Raw genomic sequence first — 17304 nt, forward strand, 5'->3', positions numbered from 1 at the left:
TAGAAAGCATTAAAATAATTTGTTACAATTTAACATTTTTTTTTAGTACCTTAATACTCTTAGAGCCGAACTTACGATAATGAGACCTCTATTAAGTTCGCTCAACTTTTGGAGTATATTAACGTTCATACTTCCCGCTTGTCAACAATTTTATTGCATTACATGCTTTGATAATTTCTCGAAAATAGACCCAATTAAATTTATTAAAAATTAGTTAATCGAGTTTACGGCAGCGCTGGCAAGTAAATTTAACTTCAATGCCGCCGTTAACCTAACCACATACTATCCTCAACGTGGTATTTGGGCCTGAAAACTGCGTTTCTCTTAAGATATTTACTACGAAATCCAATACCGGGTATAACAACTATACGGATTTAACAGAAGATATTTCCAAGCATTTTAAAGATAAACGCCAGAAGCGCTTAAAAGTCGTTCCGTTTGACAAATCATCGGCTATGTCACAAAAAACCTCAACACAAGACATCCTTTTTGGTTTAAAAAAAAGCATAAGCTTTCCCGAAAATTTGAGGCTTGTAACAGAATTTTGCTCTATTATGGCGTATGTGAAATTATAAAGTTTAAGGTTTTAAACAAAGATCGACAATCACCAGAATTAAAAACTAATAAATGAAAAACAAGCACATCTATATCTACATTTTCTTTTCCATTGTCTCACTCCTATTTTCTTGCAAGCAAAACGAAAATAAAAAAGCACATTCTATACCGGATAGTTTAATCAAAGCCACAGAAGGAATCGCTATAGGCAAAGCTAAGTTTGGAATATCAGAAGAAGAATTTAACCAAATATATCCAGACTCTCTAGCAGATTTAGACGGAAACCTATACAACGTTAGTACCTACATTGATAGTTCGAAAGCTTTGAACCAGGTTTATCTGATTGATACCGCAACCATTGATAATACAAAGTTTGGTAAGGCGCTATTTGATAGAATGGATTTACTCAAGAAATATTTTACTAAAACTTACGGCGCACCACAACATGACAAAGGTTATCCAAAAAAAGAAAAGATGAATAACGGGAAGGCATTTTATGCGTACATGTGGAAAGTTGGAACAAAGGAAATATCAGTTGGTGTAGCGCTTGAAGAAACTGACAGAGGAAATATCTATTATGTTTTAGGTCATATTGAAAGGAAAAGTCCTTAACTTTATTCGAGAGCAAGCAATTTGGGTAGAAGATAATTGAGATTAAAGAGATATAAAAGCGAAGTGATTTTAAGATCAATAAAATGAAAAAGAAATAGGGAGTTTGTTTGGGCAGCTTAGTAATTAGCATGGCAAAAACAAGCTCCCCCCTATTAATGAATTGATGCTTCAAACACAGCGATGAAGTAATTGGAATAACCACCAGGTTAAGACATTTGAATATCTATCGGGAGATTTTTTCATGCATGTTCCATCTGATCTCCGAAATCTGTATAATTACAAATTCACCGTCTATATAACCATTCAGTTCCTCAGGATTATTCTTTGTTTACCCTGGTAAATTGAAATACATTATTTTACTCACTTAGTTATTCCTTTTAAAACTCAAAGCCGAACAAGGTGCCCTCTGGCCCCTCATCATTTAAACGCAGAACTACTTCCTGGTCAGTAAAAAATATAAAGTTATCGCTATCATCAATCGGCAGGTCTGATTTGATTACGGATAAAATATACTGTAGATCAAACTTCATAACAAGATCATGAATTAAAGCAAGCAGGCGATGCTTAACTCCTGGGTCTTGTTGTGAAAGCACGTCATCGTGATAGACAAATCGATAGTACGACTGGTCGCTGTAACTGGTGAGCACTGCCAGATCAAATGCGACACATAATAATTTTTTATAAGTATTTCCTTCGTCTTTTGCGGTTACACGATGGTCGCCTACTTTTTCATGGACTTTAGGCGTAGGAAAATCAACGTTGTCATTTGTATTGATATTCCAGGATATTCGCGCATCTTCATCCATAATGCGTTTGTAATAATTTGCAAATTTTGTCCGGATATCAGAATAGCGTTTATTGTTCTGGGTATTTTGATAAAGAAGCTTTAAGTTATCTACAGTCTCTTGTATTTCATCAAGCAGGTCTTGACTTTCTTTTTCTTTGGCAATAATTGTATCAATATAACTTATCTTTTCCCGCAGCGTGAAAAGTTGTGTTTCGATCTTAACCAAATCCTTTTGGAACTGTTTAAAGCGTTTGAAAGTGTCGGTGTCCTGGATAAAACTTAAGAGCGATTCTTTTTTTGCGTTTTGATCTGCCAAGTCTTTATTGACCAACTCCAGTTCAGTTTTCTTCTTTCGGATCGTATTGCGTATAAGCTTGTTTCGTTCGGCAGTCAGTTTTTTGTTAAACTCGATCAGTGCGGTATAATCATGTTTCAGCTGATCTGGAAAGTACAGTTCCGATTCTTCAAACACTTTTTCGACTTTATTCAGGTTAAACGCGAAATTGTTCGCAATCGATTTTTCCAGACGGTCGATGTCATAGTTCAGACTATAGGCGAGTGCATTATTTGAACTGATGGACTGCTCTATCTCCTCAATGCCTTTTTCGATCAGCTCCTTATCCTGGACATAAAAATTGAACTTGTCTATTTTTTCTTCAATTTCCGATGCGTTGTTCTCAATTAGTTGCATCTGGGCAACTAAGTCATCCCTGTCCTCGATTTTGATTGAAAATTCCGCCTTTAACTGCTCTATGAATTTGGCAATTTCATCGCGCTGTTCATCGTTTGCATATTTTTTTGCAAGTAAACTTCCGTCAAATCCCAAAAGGTCGAATATGAATGGTTTCCAGTAGGAATGTTTGCCGTTGGCAAATTTGTTCAGCTGATAAACATCTTTGTAGTCATCAGGTGGAGTTCGCAGGCTGTAATTCAGCGCCTTGCGAAAACTATAGTTCTTCTTGTTAAAAAAGTCAAAATTTAACAGGTCACCTACAATATTCCGGGCTTTATTTATTGGAACGTCTTCGTGGTCCCATTCATCAAGTTCCACAAATTCAACAGATTGCTGTAAATTGATAGCCAGGCTTATCTTAGTATTGTTATTGACAGCGCGTTTGATTGTTAGGAACCTTCCATCATTTAACAGGATTTCCAGATAAAATACATGGTGCTGAAAAATTGAAACGCCCTGACTGTCTCTGATCTTGAGCAGAAAGTTCCGCTTGCCGTCTGCATCCCTTAGTAGTAAATAATCAATTAGTTCCGATAGCTTGGTTTTACCAAGATCATGCGAATTTTTATGGTCGTCTAGCTCTGTTCGCACATCAGCATAAACCACATTCAATCCCTTTAAGTTGAACGCGATATTTTTGAAGGTTTCACTGTTGCTATATAATTTACTGAGCTTCATTATAAATAAACGTATCGTTCGCTTCTTTGTATTGAAGCTTTCCTAACAGATAAAGAAAGTTGAGTGCGTAAGGATAGTTTTCCCTTGATTTTTCTCCCATACCTTTAACCACTTTTTCCAGCAATTGATCATATCCTATAATATACTGCGCCTTTAACTGGCGAAGTATATACGCGCTGATATTGATTACTGAATAATCAGGATTAGTATGACGGTCCGGCTTTATCATGATTTAATTCCTATTAAACACTCCATATAAATATAATGCAAAAATGTCATAACATGTCTTTTTGCGCCCTTTAGATCTGAACTGCCGTCACAGATACGCTGGTAGATATAAATGAAGATTTCCTCAAAACTACCGAAATTATCCCGCTGCAAGATGATCATTTGATTGAGTTCAGCGGCTATGTCAAAATAATAGTCTTTGAGCTCAGAATTTTCATCCGCATCTAAAAACATTTGTAATTTGTCAAACTCCATCAATGATTCTGCCAGGATCACATTTTGGTAATATTCAGCACCAAGGCTGTTTTTCCTGTTTTTCTCGTCTTTTTCGAGATGGTCAAAATCGTACTTAACCTGATTTGCCTTTACAGTAACATCAACTTTTAACTGTGGCAACTGCTTTTTAAAAGTCAGAATGATCTCTTTGATCTCTTGATCTGAAAAGTCAAAAGGGATGTGATGCTTATCCAGCCCGAACTGCTTAATAAGATCGCGGCTTGGATTAAGATAAATATTATTGATCGTCTCCTTCCCTATTATAACAACATTCTCAACGCCTGTTTCTTGTTGAATTTGTTTCACCAAGTTTTCACCAGAAACACCGGAATATTTACGGTTTGTAAATATCAAATAATGTTCAATATCCCCCGCATCTCTCAGTCGCTTTATCTTGGGGATTTCTTCATTCCTGATAAGCCGCTCAAAATCACTGTCCGCACACGAGGCGATTGGATTCATAGTGTGTTTTGCTTGAATAATGAACTTCCCTGACCATGGAGCGGCTTCTGATGGATAACGGATTGCGGTACCAACAAATTTTCCGTCACGTCCTCCGTCTTTTCCCGCTGCGAACATGATCGTTCCGATTCCGAATAATTTAACGCAGATGGCAACCGCTAAGCTTTCAAAAGTATTTTCGTCCAATAGTTCCAACCGGTAATCCATGTGATTTAGCATTTATCAAACAAATATACCAAAATAATTAGCAGTCTCGCAGAAACTGCAGATGATTCGACATTGGTCGCGGAATCGTATATTGCATATCGTTTTGTAGTATAGTTTACAGATTACCGCCCGATAATATGGAAGGAAAAATGCATCACATCTCGGATAAAAGAAAAGTCAAACTGGTGATTTACGAAGTTCAGGATATGAACGAAGATGTTTCTATGCAGGAAATTGTACGGTTGAAACTCGGAAAGTCCAATGTCAAATTTGATAACCCCAATTCTACTGCCATGTATTTGAATGCTTCGGTGCGGGAACTGGATTTGGCGAAGGCGATATATAAGACCTTGATTGAACCAAAGATTTCAACGAGGGAAACGTATGATCTTTCGGATCAGGACACATCAAGACTATATGATTATTTCGAGCATATCAAAATTAGTATCATCATGGCCTATACCGCTGTAGAGTGCCTTTGCAATGCATTGACCCCTATTGACTACTCCTATACAGAACGTACTAAAGATGGAGACAGGCTCTGGGATTTTAAGGAAATCCAACGCTGGAAGTCTACCACCCAAAAGCTACGCCAGATTTTGCCAAAAGCTTTGAAGATGAAAGATCCTGGCCAGTTCAAATCTTATTCAACATTTTGCAAATTGGAGGAAATCAGAAATGATGTCATCCATACCCGAAGCGTATTACCCAAAAATTTAAAAATGGAGGATCGACTTGATTATCGGTTGCTTCAGCCCAGAATATTTAACCTTATCACTTCTGCAAAATCCTTGATCAAGGAAATACACAAGTCGTTGCCATATACCAAGGAAATGCCAATGCTGTACGATACGGAGGATATAGAGAAAATAAAAATAAAATCCTGGGATGACCTGGGATTTTCCAAAATTGAATAGTCTGTTGGGAAGAACAAAAAACGCTGCCTGATAGTCGTTCGTATTCCTTACTTTTAAGGTTGTATAAAAATTGAAATGGTTATCAAACGAAATATCTTATCAGGGTTAAAAACGGGCTTAGAAAATCTTAAAAGTGAAGCGGGCAATAGATTGTCGGAAATTCACCTGCTGCTTAATGATATTTCCGATTATGTAAAGTCGTTTGAGGACGAATGGATAGGCGCATGGGCACAACAAGACTATAATTACTACCGATATGAACGCGATGAATACAAGGCATTGGTACTGGATGCCAATCATTTTTATCAAAAAATTATTGATGAAAAGGGTGTAGATCTGAAAGCACTTGAAAAGGAAGTTTGGAAGTTACTGGACAAGTTTAAGGAATTCAAGGAGCATATCGTAACCGAACTTTCGGGCGTGCGCAATATAGACGACTTTGCTCCTGAAGTGGAAGTTTTAGAGAAGATAGCGCAATACGAATGGGGAATCCATATCAATGATTTTATTAGCCTTGTCAAGCCGAAGACCTATATCGTCAGGGACTATTCCAAGCTAAACAGGCCACTGGATGTACCACCACATCTTACTGTTGCCGCCGATCTATTGGCGATCACCAGCCAGGCATTTTCGGTGAAGGAATTTTTTACGTTGGCCAACCGGCTGATCCGCCAGATCGAACTGAAACAGGAGAATGTCGAAAGTCCGGAATTGTCGGCATTTTCAACCCACGCCATCAACAACCTTCTTGATAATTTCCATAGCTTCTATAACCAGTTAAAGCATAGGTACAATCAGCGACCTACAATCGAGATCATTGATGAATATGATGTGCAGGATCTGCTTCACGCACTTTTAAAACTACACTTCAAGGATGTGCGGGCTGAAGAATATACGCCTTCTTATGCGGGAAGTTCCACAAGAATGGATTTCCTTTTGAAAGAAGAAAAAATAGTTATCGAAGTGAAAAAAACAAGGGAGCGATTGACCGATAGGGAAGTTGGCCAGCAATTAATTCTCGACGCAGCGCATTACAGTTCACATCCAAATTGTAAGGAAATGATCTGCTTCGTATATGATCCCGAAAACCGTATCAAAAATCCACGAGGCTTGGAAAAGGATATTTCAGAATGGTCAACCGATTCGCTTAAAGTAACTTTGCTGATCAGGCCATAATTCAGCTAAACTTATGTACTTAGAAAAAACCGTCAAACTTGTTAACGTCAACTTTCAGGTCATCTGGGGTTCTTCTGAAATCAATATGTCCTTCAAGTGATCCAAGTCGAAACTTTGCATTTATTTTTTCTCCCCAAAACTCGTCAGCGATGGTGTTTGCTTCATTGATAAGCGGTAAAAGTACCTTTTCAAAATCAAGGAACTCATCAAACCTTAAATCTTTTTCATAGTTGAGGTGGGCTATTCTTTTATTGCGGTGCGCGACTTTTACATCATTAAGGTTTTTTCGGAAAGTTTTTAGTGTTTCGTGTATTTGCGTTTGTGCTTTTTGGTCTCTAGTACTTCGCTTAAAGGCCGCACTGGCTGTACGAAATGAAAAGTTGCTACTGTCGTCGTCAAGATTGGTCAGGTGCAAAATAATGCCGTTCTCCATATACCGAAGTGCCGTAAACTCTTCCAAAAGGTATTCGCGGGTAGTTGTTTTAATTATATGTGCTAAACGGTTAAGTTTTCTTACATAGAAGTAAGCAAGCACATTTAAGTCCAATATTTCTACCCGCATTGATGCGAAGTCCACTTTTAATTTTTCTGATAACATTGTCTGATAATTTTTAGATCTTTGCAAATTTAGCGATCTTCTGAAAGATATTATTTTTATTCATTAGGCCGTTGCCTTCGGCCGGGCTGAGCATTTCGGCAAAAGTGTACGCGCATTTCGCATTTATGCTGACACCTTGTTACGCTCCACACTGAACGCCTGTTTCGCTCCAAGCTGTACGCACAGATCTGTAAATCAGGATTTTTTCACCATGCAGTTCCAATAAAATTTCAAAGGCAGGTCAAATTAAAGCCCCAGAGGTAAAATCGATACCTGGCGTGATCTTGAATCCATCAGATAGGATTTTAACGCTTCATCGCGTCTTTTTAACGGATCCGGTTTCATCCGGAGGATCATCGAATGGAGAGGTAAACGCGGCACGGCCTCAATGCGGAACTTCACCACCTGGCCATCCTTAACAGTAGATCATTGGCCGGTTACCGTTTCTAACAATTCTCCTGTTTTTCTCCTTGCTCGGGATGCGCTAGGTCTTTCATATTGTAATTATTCAACACCGTTTTCAGATCGAAGCCATAGGATGGATCATGGAACTGCTTCGTGCTGAAACATAAATGAGATGCCAAACGATCGCTAAACTCAACAGTTAGCAATCTTTAAACAAAACGCGTGAGCGGTTGCAGCGGCATCCTCCCGCAGGGTGATACAGCGGAAGACGCGGCCCTTCAGGGACACGCCCAAATAAAAAAAACTAAAATATCTTAAAAGCGCGGGCTAATAAAAAAAACAGACCCGCTATGGCATCCTCAATCATTCCGCATCCTAAACCAAACCAAAGGCCAAGAAAAACCTGCAATTGATCCTGACCATGCCATGCACACAGCGATCGAGCGACATAGAACAGCAAGAAGGCAAACACCATTGCAGCAAATGCAAAAAAAACATCATAGACCTCACCAACAAATTCGATAGAGCATTAGCAGACTTTTTCAAACGCAAAATCGATCACTCGTCTTATATTTGCCCGGAATAACGTTACTCCATTTAGCTATGCTCACTCAGTTTTATATAAGCGATATTGCTGTCAATAAGTTTGACATTAAACTTGTTCGCGATTCATTTCCCGCGAGATGAAAAAGAGGCAAATTGTTATTTTCCCAATTCCAAACTGTTATTGCGCGCTATAATGATGGGGTTAGGTTTTAGTTATTTCGCATACCTTTCCTTACCTTCAATGATTGATATGTTGTGTATTTCTACCATTTAACCTTTCCATAAGCCCTACTCTATAAACATCACCAATAGGTACCCTAAAATCCCCCTGTAGTTTTATCTGGGAACCGGAAATTGATTTGATTGCATTCAAATTTATGATAAAGGATTTATGTACACGTGAAAAAATCTGGGATGAAAGATCTTTACCGATATCCTTAATACCAAGATGGGTCTTGAATATTTCATCGTAAGTCTGGATAAGAACATAATGCCCTACTGCCTCAATAAAAATAATATCACTGAGTCTAACCTGAGCAAATTTTCCCTTAACCCCGGTATTAATATAGATCGAGTTATTGGTATCCGGGTAAGTTATCGATCCCATGTTTTTCAGTAACCTTTGGACACTCTTTTCAAACCTTTCAAATGAAATGGGTTTCAGCAGAAAATCAAGGGCAGCTTTTTCAAATGCATCAACCGCATAACTTACATAAGCAGTAATAAATATAATATCGATATCATCATCCACCAAGTCAGCTATCTCCAAGCCAGAAAGCATGGGCATATTGATATCCAGAAAAAGCACATCAGGTTTGGAACCCCGCCGGATCTCGTTCAAAGCCTCTATAGGGTCAATATTTGTTCCAATCAGGCGCAGGTTTGGACACCTCATAATGTGCATGGAGAGATTTTCTATAGAATGGAATTCATCGTCGATAATGTAACAGTTCAATATATCCGGCATCATGCATTCACGTCAAGTTAATAGAAGCCCACAAAGATAGCACGGGAATGTAACTAAAATACTACAATCGAAAAGCATTTGGTGTGTAGAATAAGCCTGTTTGTGTCAACAATCACCGAAGACACAGCTGACGATTGGTTTCCGGGAATACCTGATCACGTATTTTATTGAAACCCTTAAAACGAAGAAATGAAGCCGCACCTGTTTTAAATCCAGCGGCGCAGACCGAAAGTTATATAACTAGCAACAGGTGATGGCAACTTTGCCGTTGAATATTTTATCCCCTACGCCTTCGTATCTTATGATCCGATCTGGAACCGCCCCCCCTGCTGATGCATCATCAAGTAGCCGAAAGAATAACAAATTACCTAGAATGGGGGATTATTATAAAGTGTATTATCTGCTGAAAAAAACAGCTATCGAAATAATGAACGAAAACTGCACCAAGGAGCCGATGATAGAAGATTACCTGGGCCTGTTCCCCAATGCGTATGTCCAGCAAGTGCTTGAAGTGGATTTACGGGGAAAGTTTTTAGAGAATATACAGCCGTTGCTTACCATTGCGAGTAATAATGGTATTGAATATATGGGGAAGTTTTTCATTTAATTTGAAAAAGATAGGCTCATCAAAATCTTCTCTATTTCATGGACGGAGGCAGCATCCTTTAAAAAATAAAATACACCAAATAGCTCAATTTCTAAGCTTGAACCAACTGCAACCTAAAAATCAATTTAAAATACTTATTTATCTTTAATTTTCAATTTGTTTGATCTTAGAGGCTAAGCCAATAAGATTATTCATATCAGGAAATAGGTTTTTGACATTTTCGGGAGCCGATAATGCGGGGTGGACTTCTGCCCCCTTATCCATCTCTCCCATCAATTCTCTTATAGTAAACTTTACCCGTTCAACCTTTTCAGGATCGGCCTCTCTATAATGCTCTTCACAGAAATGCTGTGCCTCTGATTCAACAACATAATCAAGCATTACCTTTAAGGCAGCACCTAGATCCTGCTTTGTCTTATTCTGTATTTTTTTGGCATTTACTGTTTGGGAAAGCATTCTTCCCTCCTGAAATTTCTTGTATACAACAGCAGCGGCCCAGGCCAAGCTTCCTATGGCGGCAACTGCCAGAGTTGTACCTAATGCTACCTCAAGCCAGATTGATCCATTTTCCACACTTTTGATCTTAATCTCTCCATTAATATCTTCATTTACAATGGTCTGACTCAAGATCTTTTGAAAGGAATCTGCAGCTTTAGACAGGTCACTGAAGTCCCTTACTTCTGGCAACTTGATGAAGATGCTATTTTCTGCAGGTTCACCAATTACCCTTGTCAAACTTTTTGAAATTTCATGAGCAATTGTACTCAAACTGTCAAGATCAGAAGTCAATTCATTGACATCAGCAACCCTCATTCTCAAACTGTCCCCAGAGATATTGAATATCTCGGTTTCATTAAGTCTTTTTATAGTTTCACTAGCAATACCCGTCTTCTCGATCTCACCAATTGCCCTCCTGATTGCTATAAGATTTCCTACTTGTATATATTGAACACCATTATGTTGAACCGTCGACTGTGATATTAATAAATCCGGAATGCTTATTTCAATAGTTGAGATGATATCTTTGAGTTTCATTAATTTATGTCTGGTTAACAGATGCTGAAAAGCACAAAATTAGCATTTTCTTTTAAATCCATTACATTGTGTGACAATTATCTTCCTCCCTGTCAGAGACAGACGCGTCATCCTTTTGGGACAAAAGATACAGCAAATGGCCCGGCCCGAAGGAGACAGCCAGAGAACAACGACTATGAAAATACCTATCAGAACTTAAAATCAGCTCCCCGCGACATCCCCACAACCATCCCATAATAAACCTTCATCCGAAGCGTAAGCGGTTGCAGCGGCATCCTCCCGCAGGGCGATACAGCGGAAGACGCGACCATCCAGAGGGTACGCAAAAAAAAATAATATCAACTTATATTTACCCACAACTAGTTGGTTTTAGACCCTAAATCAACTCACGCATCACTGCACGCCTAAAGCTATTGATCATATAGAAGATCATTTTTAGATAACTTCTTAGGATCATAACACCAAACCAAATTGCTATTTCTTCCAATATAGGCGTTAAACTGATCCGACACGAATCTCCACCGAATATCATATTCAGATCAGTGTGCAACGCATTAGTTTCCCAATATGGATCAGGTTTCAGCCTATCGCCTATTGATGTTTTTCTCAACACCCTTCAACACCCAATCCAATTCCAGATCTTTAGCGGCTCCCCGGTGCTCCACGGCCTGAACCGGTGATATTCAGAAAAACTAAATTGATTAAATCCCCTTTGATGACTAAATTTGTTTAAAACCTACGGAAAAACTTCCCATGTTGAATAAACCGGATTTGAGATAATGTCCCATCAAAAATTAATTGAATGATCATGATTACCGGGAGAAGACTTAAATGTTAACCAAGGAAAGACCAAAGCGTGAGCAAAAGGCCCGGTAAGTTAATGGTCAGCACCAATTAAAAGAACGGTCAGGTGAGTCAAAGCTATGCTAAAGGTAAGACCTATATTGTAGAAAAACGCCTGACCGTACAGGATGGGAAATAAAACCCTCACCTATGGATGCATTAAATATGACAAAAAGGTATGTCTATTTCATCGGGATAGACATATCAAAAGAAACCCTGGATATCGCCGTGATGGTTCAGGGATCTGTTTTGGTCCACAATACCATCCCCAATGAACCAAAAGCCATCAGGGACCATATGCTACACCTGAAAGCTTCATTGAAGTTTACCACCAGAAATACCGTTGTTGGAATGGAAAACACTGGAATTTATGGCAACCACGTGATCAACAAACTGAAGACGCTTAAAATCGATACTGTCGTTGACCCGCCTCTTCGCATTAAAAATTCTTCGGGTTTAATCAGGGCCAAAACCGATAAAAAAGATGCTGAAAGAATCGCCCTTTACCTCTACAAATCGAGGGATATATTAAGATTAAGAATACCAAAGCGGCCAATCATCGAACAGCTGGCCGGTCTATCCGCTTTGAGAAAGCGGTTACAATCCCTTCATATCGCTATGCGGGTACCCTTAAAAGAGCATACAGGTTTTGTAAAGAAAGGCCTGATTGAACAGAACAACAGACTTTGCTCCAGGAGTTTCGATGCGCTTAAACTGGATATAAAGGATGTTGAAGATTCAATCGAGGCGACATGGAAAGCGGATGAAGAAACAAACCGCCTGATGACCCTGATGCAGTCGGTGCCCTGTGTGGGGCCTGTTGTTGCATTGGAAATCCTCATCTGCACCAACGAATTCAAAAACATAAGAACCATCAGACAGTTTGCGTCCTACGCAGGAATAGCGCCCTTCCCATATAAATCAGGAACCACCATCCGCAAGAAAACCCGGGTATCAAAGATTGCCAATAAAAAAATGAAAGCGCTGCTGCATAACTCTGCCGTTCTGGCCAAAAAGTTTATCCCGGATATTAAAGCGTACTATCACCGTAAAACGGATATAGAGGGAAAACATAAGATGTCAGTACTCAATGCAATCCGATTGAAAATCGCTGCAAGGGTATTCTCCTGTATAAAAAACAACAGATTATACGAAAAAATACATGAGTACAAACCTACCAAGGATTTTGCCCCGCCAATTTAATCAGTCAAGATCAATCAACCGGTTTGGTCATGATCCGCGAACTGCCTGGTGAGCAGGGAAAATAGACTCCCTATACCTTAGCGCTAAAACATTGTACATTGGATCATCCTTGGTGAAAATGCAAAAACTCATCACCAAGGAATTATTTAACCAGGTCAACCCCCAGGCTGACGGATAGTTGTAAAGCCATTTGCTATTTCTTCCGGTATAAAGTTAACCTGATCTAGCAAGTACCGCCCATAATATCATATTCAGATCAGTGTGCACGCCCCTATTTCCTCAAAGTATATGATATTTTAACCTATCCCCCCTAATATTGATATCCATATCCTTCAATACCCAATCCAATTCTAGATCTTTAGCTGACAAATAATCTTCCACCCCGTAAGTAACCGGAACATCCGACATCACACCCCTGCCATCTATACGGGTAATGTCACCAAAATAAGCAGGAAGCCTACCATAACTGAATTCCTTTTGGACGAGCAACGTTTGGGATACATAAAAAAATTAACCAGCTTTACACAGACTCAATAAAAGATTTGGTCGGTACGCCATTTAATGACAGCATACAATTTTGACCGTTCAAAAACATTAAATGCCGATCTAATTGATACCACTACCATTTACGATATTAAGTTCGGTAAAGCGATATTCGATAGAATGGATTTACTTACGTACTAATCATAAACACGTGCAGCTCACCGCAGTATACGTGCTTCGGCAAGGATGAAGACAATTATAGCGAAAAATGGGACAAACCAGTTATTTTTTGGCTTATCCCATAGGTTGATACCACTGCAATTCGAAGTTTGTTCAAATATTAGCTCAAATAATCTTTAGATGAATTCTAATAATAGACTGATCGAATTGTCGTTTCAATAAAGCCTATTAGTAATTGTCACTTTTAGGCACTGAAATTAACTGATATAGGTGGATTTTCATCAAAATATGTTACTACAAAACTATGTGAACAAGCTACAAAATAATCATTCACCCATATTCATTTTATTCAATTAAAAGCTAATCTTTTTAAAAGTTTAGCTTTCAAATTTAATGTTCTTAATTAAACTTTCTAAAGTTTTGTTAGCTTCTGTACCATCAGTATTATCATATCTCAAAGTTCCTCTAAGGCCAGTTTTTTTATTTTTATTTTCAATGATAAAAACGAGAACCTTATGATCCGGTGCGTTGTAATTTCTGATAAATACACGTTGTTTATCAATTACTACAATCTTGGACTCGTAATTTAAAGACTTGACTTTGCTATAAAAATTATCCATTTTTTTCTTAGTATCATCAAGATAGTTTAAGTCATTTCCAAAACTTACTTCTCCAAATTCAACAAATGTATTACCTATTTTGTAGATTTTTCCATTATCCTTATAACCCTCTGTATCATGATTTACTTTGCCGATTTTACTTTTAAAATGATTTTGCACTTGACTTTTTGTATAGATTTGAGGCGTCGTGGTTGAGTTTAATCTAGCGTTTGGTGCAATTGATATTGCTTGACCAAATGTTTTTGCTGATACAATGCAGCAAATAAAAACGAAAAATATTATTCTATTCATGGATTATTAATTTAGTTTGGACAAATTTTGGTGATTAATTTACTGTTATTAGGAGCCTGTTGTGGCTGATAATTATTTGAATTTACGTCTGTGCTGAAAAGATTTATTGCAGTTCCAAAAAGATTTTTTGTTGCATAGGCAGTAGCTTCTGCCCAACTAGCGCCGGGATGATCAGTCTGATATTCCGTTGCAACCTGAAGCCAAGCATCTCTGAAGGCATCTTTATCGCTATTGTAAATATCATATAATTGTTTAAGTGCTTGCCATGAATTGACTGTGGCGGTGTAATTATAAGTTGCAGTTTGTACACCTACTGACACATTAGCTCTATAATAATTTATAGATGCACTTCCTGCTGATATTAAATCGTTATTACTTAAATTATCCATCATCCAAAAAATATCATCTGGTGAAAGTGATCCATTGGCAGGATGATTGTGCCACGCTCCTATGGTATAGCCATTTTGAGAATTCCAGGTGAAAGGAATTTCAATGAAGTCTGGATTATAATCTGAAAATACCGGTGTATCTTTATATATGTCATCAGATACCGACCAATTCGATAGGTTCATCGCGAATCCATACTCGTTGGTTATGCCCTCTGTTTTCACTATAGCCGCTCTTGATTTGTTTTTATTATTGTTCATCCGAGAATTAATTTTTCCTCTCTCTAAGCATTCATCTTTTGAAAAATTTTCAATGCCAGCATCCTGACATAATGCACTATCGAAATTTTGTGGGTCTAAACATCCTCCATTTGGAGACTCATCGTCATCACCTGTAGGAACACAAACGGTAACCGTTGTTACATATTCTGGGTATGGTTCTGAGCAGTATACTGGGGATGGATCATCCCCTACATATTCGCAATCTGTAAACCATTGATAGATATCAAAATCTTCACAATCCTGTCCTCGGTAATTCGCATTTCTAAAGTTAACTTCATCTGGATTAGTTAATAAAATTCGCTTTATCGCTTTCCCCTTATCAATTATTAATGTAAATAAATATCGGTCATCCCATGTTCGGTATATCAGATACCCATCAAAATCTTTATCTAGCTTATTTATGTGATTATGACTAATATCACCTTTGTGACGAGCTAAATATTCCTTTGTTGGTATGTATGTAACTATTCGTTGATTAATCCTGTTATTTTTATCTTTGTAAATAATAAATCTATCCAGCGTAGCCTTTAAATAGTTTTCATTTGGGGTAATAATGTTCGTTTTGCCATCAATCTTTCGATAGATTTGAGGTGTCATTTTTCTAGTATACTTTAAAGGAATCTCTACAAAATCGTAAATACTATTTTTACCCGAAACAGCTTTTTCCCATATAGGTATTTTGTAGTTTTGCTTCCTCTTTGCTGTAGTACTTAGCAGCTTTGTGTTATATATAGAAAGATTCAATGCATTCCCCTTTATTTTAACTAAATCATCATAAAAATAACTCTTAGCCCATTTAACAGAGGAAGGGAATGATTCGGCTGCCATAAAATTTTTAATTTCCTTTCGGCAGGCGAACAAAGATATAGCTACAGATCCTAGAAATGCAACTATCAGAAGTTTTTTGGCGTTAATTTTCATAGTAATATTAAGGTCAAATATAATTGAAAATATTAGTTATCATACACATCCGTCATTAGCCCATGAGTATTTAACATATTTTTAACTTCTCGCTTAATATGCTCTACCTGAATAGAGTTTATTTTAACAGGCATCTGTAAAATAAAATTTCCTTGTAATTTTGCCATTTTTAATTGATGATTCCTCAAATAAAATTCGAATAGAGTAAAACGGCTTTTGAAACGGTTTGGGACTAAATTGACCGCGGCTAAGTATGACTTTAGAGCCTGGTCGGTCCGCCCAAGCTTCTCATAAGTTCTCCCTAACTTAATTAATATAGTATAGTCATATCTTTGTACTAAAGTTTTATTTAAAATGTAAGCATACTTGATCGGATCAGAACTTTGTTCAAAACTATTGCAATACATTAATAAATAATCTTGATTATCTTTCATCTTTGGCCACAATTCGTCACAAATAGACTTGCTTTCTAAAATATACCCCATTGACGCAAGATCATTCGCATGCTTAAAATCCCGACTATTTTGTAGATTAATAAAATAATTTGACATAGGTAAAAACCAAATTATCAAACATAACAAAATCAAATATTTAAGCCTCGACGAATCACTTAAAGCCATTGGCAATGAGCATAAGAATATATATCCCAAACTTATCGATAAGAATATCAAAATGATGGTAGAGTCAAAAGTATGAGTCGTAAACGCCGCACATAGAACCATCAAAATAAAAGAAACGCATAATTTTAGAATGCAATCATTTTGGCGGACACGGATTGCGAAGATAGACATTTTATATATCATGCTTATTATTACCACGATTAAAGTGGCACCAAAAATACCCTGTTCAATTGAGAATTGTAAATAGTCATTAAACGCATAGAAGACATTGTCCGCATTTAAAAACTCATTTTTGGTATACGGTTTGGTCTGAAAATAATGAGCTTGAAATTGGCCATATACACCAGGAAATTTACCTGAACCTATTCCCGAAAAGTAATTCTTTTCAAAGATATTATATGAGATTTTATAAATAAATATTCTTCCCGTTGATGATGCAGGCTTGATAAAAAACACAAGGAAAAGCAGGAAAAATATAGAAATAGCAATTGTTGCAACTTTAATTCTTAAGTTAGTATTTATTTTTTTGTTAGAAAAGTATAGAAATAGAATGCTGATAAAGTGAATTAGTCAAAACTTAATCTGACAGTTACAATAAATTAAACAACGTAACAGAGATTAGTATTATGACTACACAAGCAAAGATCATTAAGAACAAACTAGGTATCCTTGAGCTTGCTCAGCAT

General features: G+C 37.5%; 15 protein-coding genes. 6 read left to right on the plus strand and 9 right to left on the minus strand.

What is annotated here, in order from left to right:
- The first annotated feature begins 627 nt into the window (after positions 1-627).
- The gene (locus ACFE6N_RS22835; RefSeq protein WP_378940153.1) at positions 628-1167 is read left to right on the plus strand and encodes a hypothetical protein; all 540 of its coding nucleotides are present in this window, start codon (positions 628-630) and stop codon (positions 1165-1167) included.
- Positions 1168-1544: 377 nt separating this feature from the next.
- On the opposite strand, the gene ACFE6N_RS22840 is transcribed toward ACFE6N_RS22835, so the two are convergent.
- The 3 genes from ACFE6N_RS22840 to ACFE6N_RS22850 are packed head-to-tail and all read right to left on the minus strand — an operon-like array spanning position 1545 to position 4538.
- Entirely contained in the window at positions 1545-3365 is a 1821-nt protein-coding gene (locus ACFE6N_RS22840; protein WP_378940154.1) for a DUF2326 domain-containing protein, read from the minus strand.
- Positions 3352-3594, minus strand: coding sequence for an ABC-three component system middle component 8 (locus ACFE6N_RS22845; RefSeq protein WP_090980559.1), 243 nt, complete (start codon positions 3592-3594; stop codon positions 3352-3354). The genes ACFE6N_RS22840 and ACFE6N_RS22845 overlap by 14 nt, the downstream gene beginning before the upstream one ends.
- A complete protein-coding gene (locus tag ACFE6N_RS22850) occupies positions 3591-4538 on the minus strand; it encodes an ABC-three component system protein (RefSeq protein ID WP_378940155.1) in 948 nt (315 codons plus the stop codon). Before ACFE6N_RS22850 ends, ACFE6N_RS22845 begins: the two co-directional genes overlap by 4 nt.
- Positions 4539-4675: 137 nt before the next feature.
- Between ACFE6N_RS22850 and ACFE6N_RS22855 the strand changes: the two genes are divergently transcribed.
- Together ACFE6N_RS22855 and ACFE6N_RS22860 are read left to right on the plus strand one after the other, a co-directional pair.
- Positions 4676-5455: a hypothetical protein gene (locus tag ACFE6N_RS22855; protein WP_090980563.1), complete on the plus strand. Its 780-nt coding sequence runs from the start codon at positions 4676-4678 to the stop codon at positions 5453-5455.
- Positions 5456-5530: 75 nt separating this feature from the next.
- Positions 5531-6631 (plus strand): hypothetical protein, encoded by a 1101-nt coding sequence (locus ACFE6N_RS22860; RefSeq protein WP_208864328.1) that lies wholly within the window; start codon positions 5531-5533, stop codon positions 6629-6631.
- Between the two features lie 19 nt (positions 6632-6650).
- On the opposite strand, the gene ACFE6N_RS22865 is transcribed toward ACFE6N_RS22860, so the two are convergent.
- Together ACFE6N_RS22865 and ACFE6N_RS22870 are read right to left on the minus strand one after the other, a co-directional pair.
- Positions 6651-7229 (minus strand): hypothetical protein, encoded by a 579-nt coding sequence (locus ACFE6N_RS22865; protein WP_090980565.1) that lies wholly within the window; start codon positions 7227-7229, stop codon positions 6651-6653.
- A gap of 1189 nt (positions 7230-8418) precedes the next feature.
- Positions 8419-9150 (minus strand): LytR/AlgR family response regulator transcription factor, encoded by a 732-nt coding sequence (locus ACFE6N_RS22870; protein ID WP_378940156.1) that lies wholly within the window; start codon positions 9148-9150, stop codon positions 8419-8421.
- A gap of 250 nt (positions 9151-9400) precedes the next feature.
- Here ACFE6N_RS22870 and ACFE6N_RS22875 point away from each other — a divergent pair, with 250 nt between their 5' ends.
- Complete coding sequence (locus tag ACFE6N_RS22875; protein WP_378940157.1) at positions 9401-9754, plus strand: hypothetical protein; 354 nt, start codon at positions 9401-9403, stop codon at positions 9752-9754.
- Between the two features lie 144 nt (positions 9755-9898).
- Here ACFE6N_RS22875 and ACFE6N_RS22880 read toward each other — a convergent pair whose 3' ends face one another.
- Complete coding sequence (locus ACFE6N_RS22880) at positions 9899-10789, minus strand: hypothetical protein (RefSeq protein ID WP_378940158.1); 891 nt, start codon at positions 10787-10789, stop codon at positions 9899-9901.
- Between the two features lie 993 nt (positions 10790-11782).
- Between ACFE6N_RS22880 and ACFE6N_RS22885 the strand changes: the two genes are divergently transcribed.
- Both ACFE6N_RS22885 and ACFE6N_RS22890 read left to right on the plus strand, forming a co-directional pair.
- The gene (locus ACFE6N_RS22885; RefSeq protein ID WP_378940159.1) at positions 11783-12835 is read left to right on the plus strand and encodes an IS110 family transposase; all 1053 of its coding nucleotides are present in this window, start codon (positions 11783-11785) and stop codon (positions 12833-12835) included.
- 561 nt (positions 12836-13396) lie between these two features.
- Positions 13397-13519 (plus strand): hypothetical protein, encoded by a 123-nt coding sequence (locus ACFE6N_RS22890; RefSeq protein WP_378940160.1) that lies wholly within the window; start codon positions 13397-13399, stop codon positions 13517-13519.
- A 356-nt stretch (positions 13520-13875) separates the two neighbouring features.
- Here ACFE6N_RS22890 and ACFE6N_RS22895 read toward each other — a convergent pair whose 3' ends face one another.
- Genes ACFE6N_RS22895 through ACFE6N_RS22905 form a run of 3 tightly spaced genes read right to left on the minus strand, consistent with a single transcriptional unit; the run spans position 13876 to position 17185 of the window.
- A complete protein-coding gene (locus ACFE6N_RS22895; protein ID WP_378940161.1) occupies positions 13876-14409 on the minus strand; it encodes a hypothetical protein in 534 nt (177 codons plus the stop codon).
- Positions 14410-14420: 11 nt separating this feature from the next.
- A complete protein-coding gene (locus tag ACFE6N_RS22900) occupies positions 14421-15998 on the minus strand; it encodes a hypothetical protein (RefSeq protein WP_378940162.1) in 1578 nt (525 codons plus the stop codon).
- 32 nt (positions 15999-16030) lie between these two features.
- On the minus strand, positions 16031-17185 hold the full coding sequence (locus ACFE6N_RS22905; RefSeq protein WP_378940163.1) for an O-antigen ligase family protein: 1155 nt from the start codon (positions 17183-17185) through the stop codon (positions 16031-16033).
- Positions 17186-17304: the final 119 nt, after the last annotated feature.

It is taken from the genome of Pedobacter sp. BG31, assembly GCF_042464845.1.
GTDB classification, from domain to species: Bacteria; Bacteroidota; Bacteroidia; order Sphingobacteriales; family Sphingobacteriaceae; genus Pedobacter; species Pedobacter suwonensis.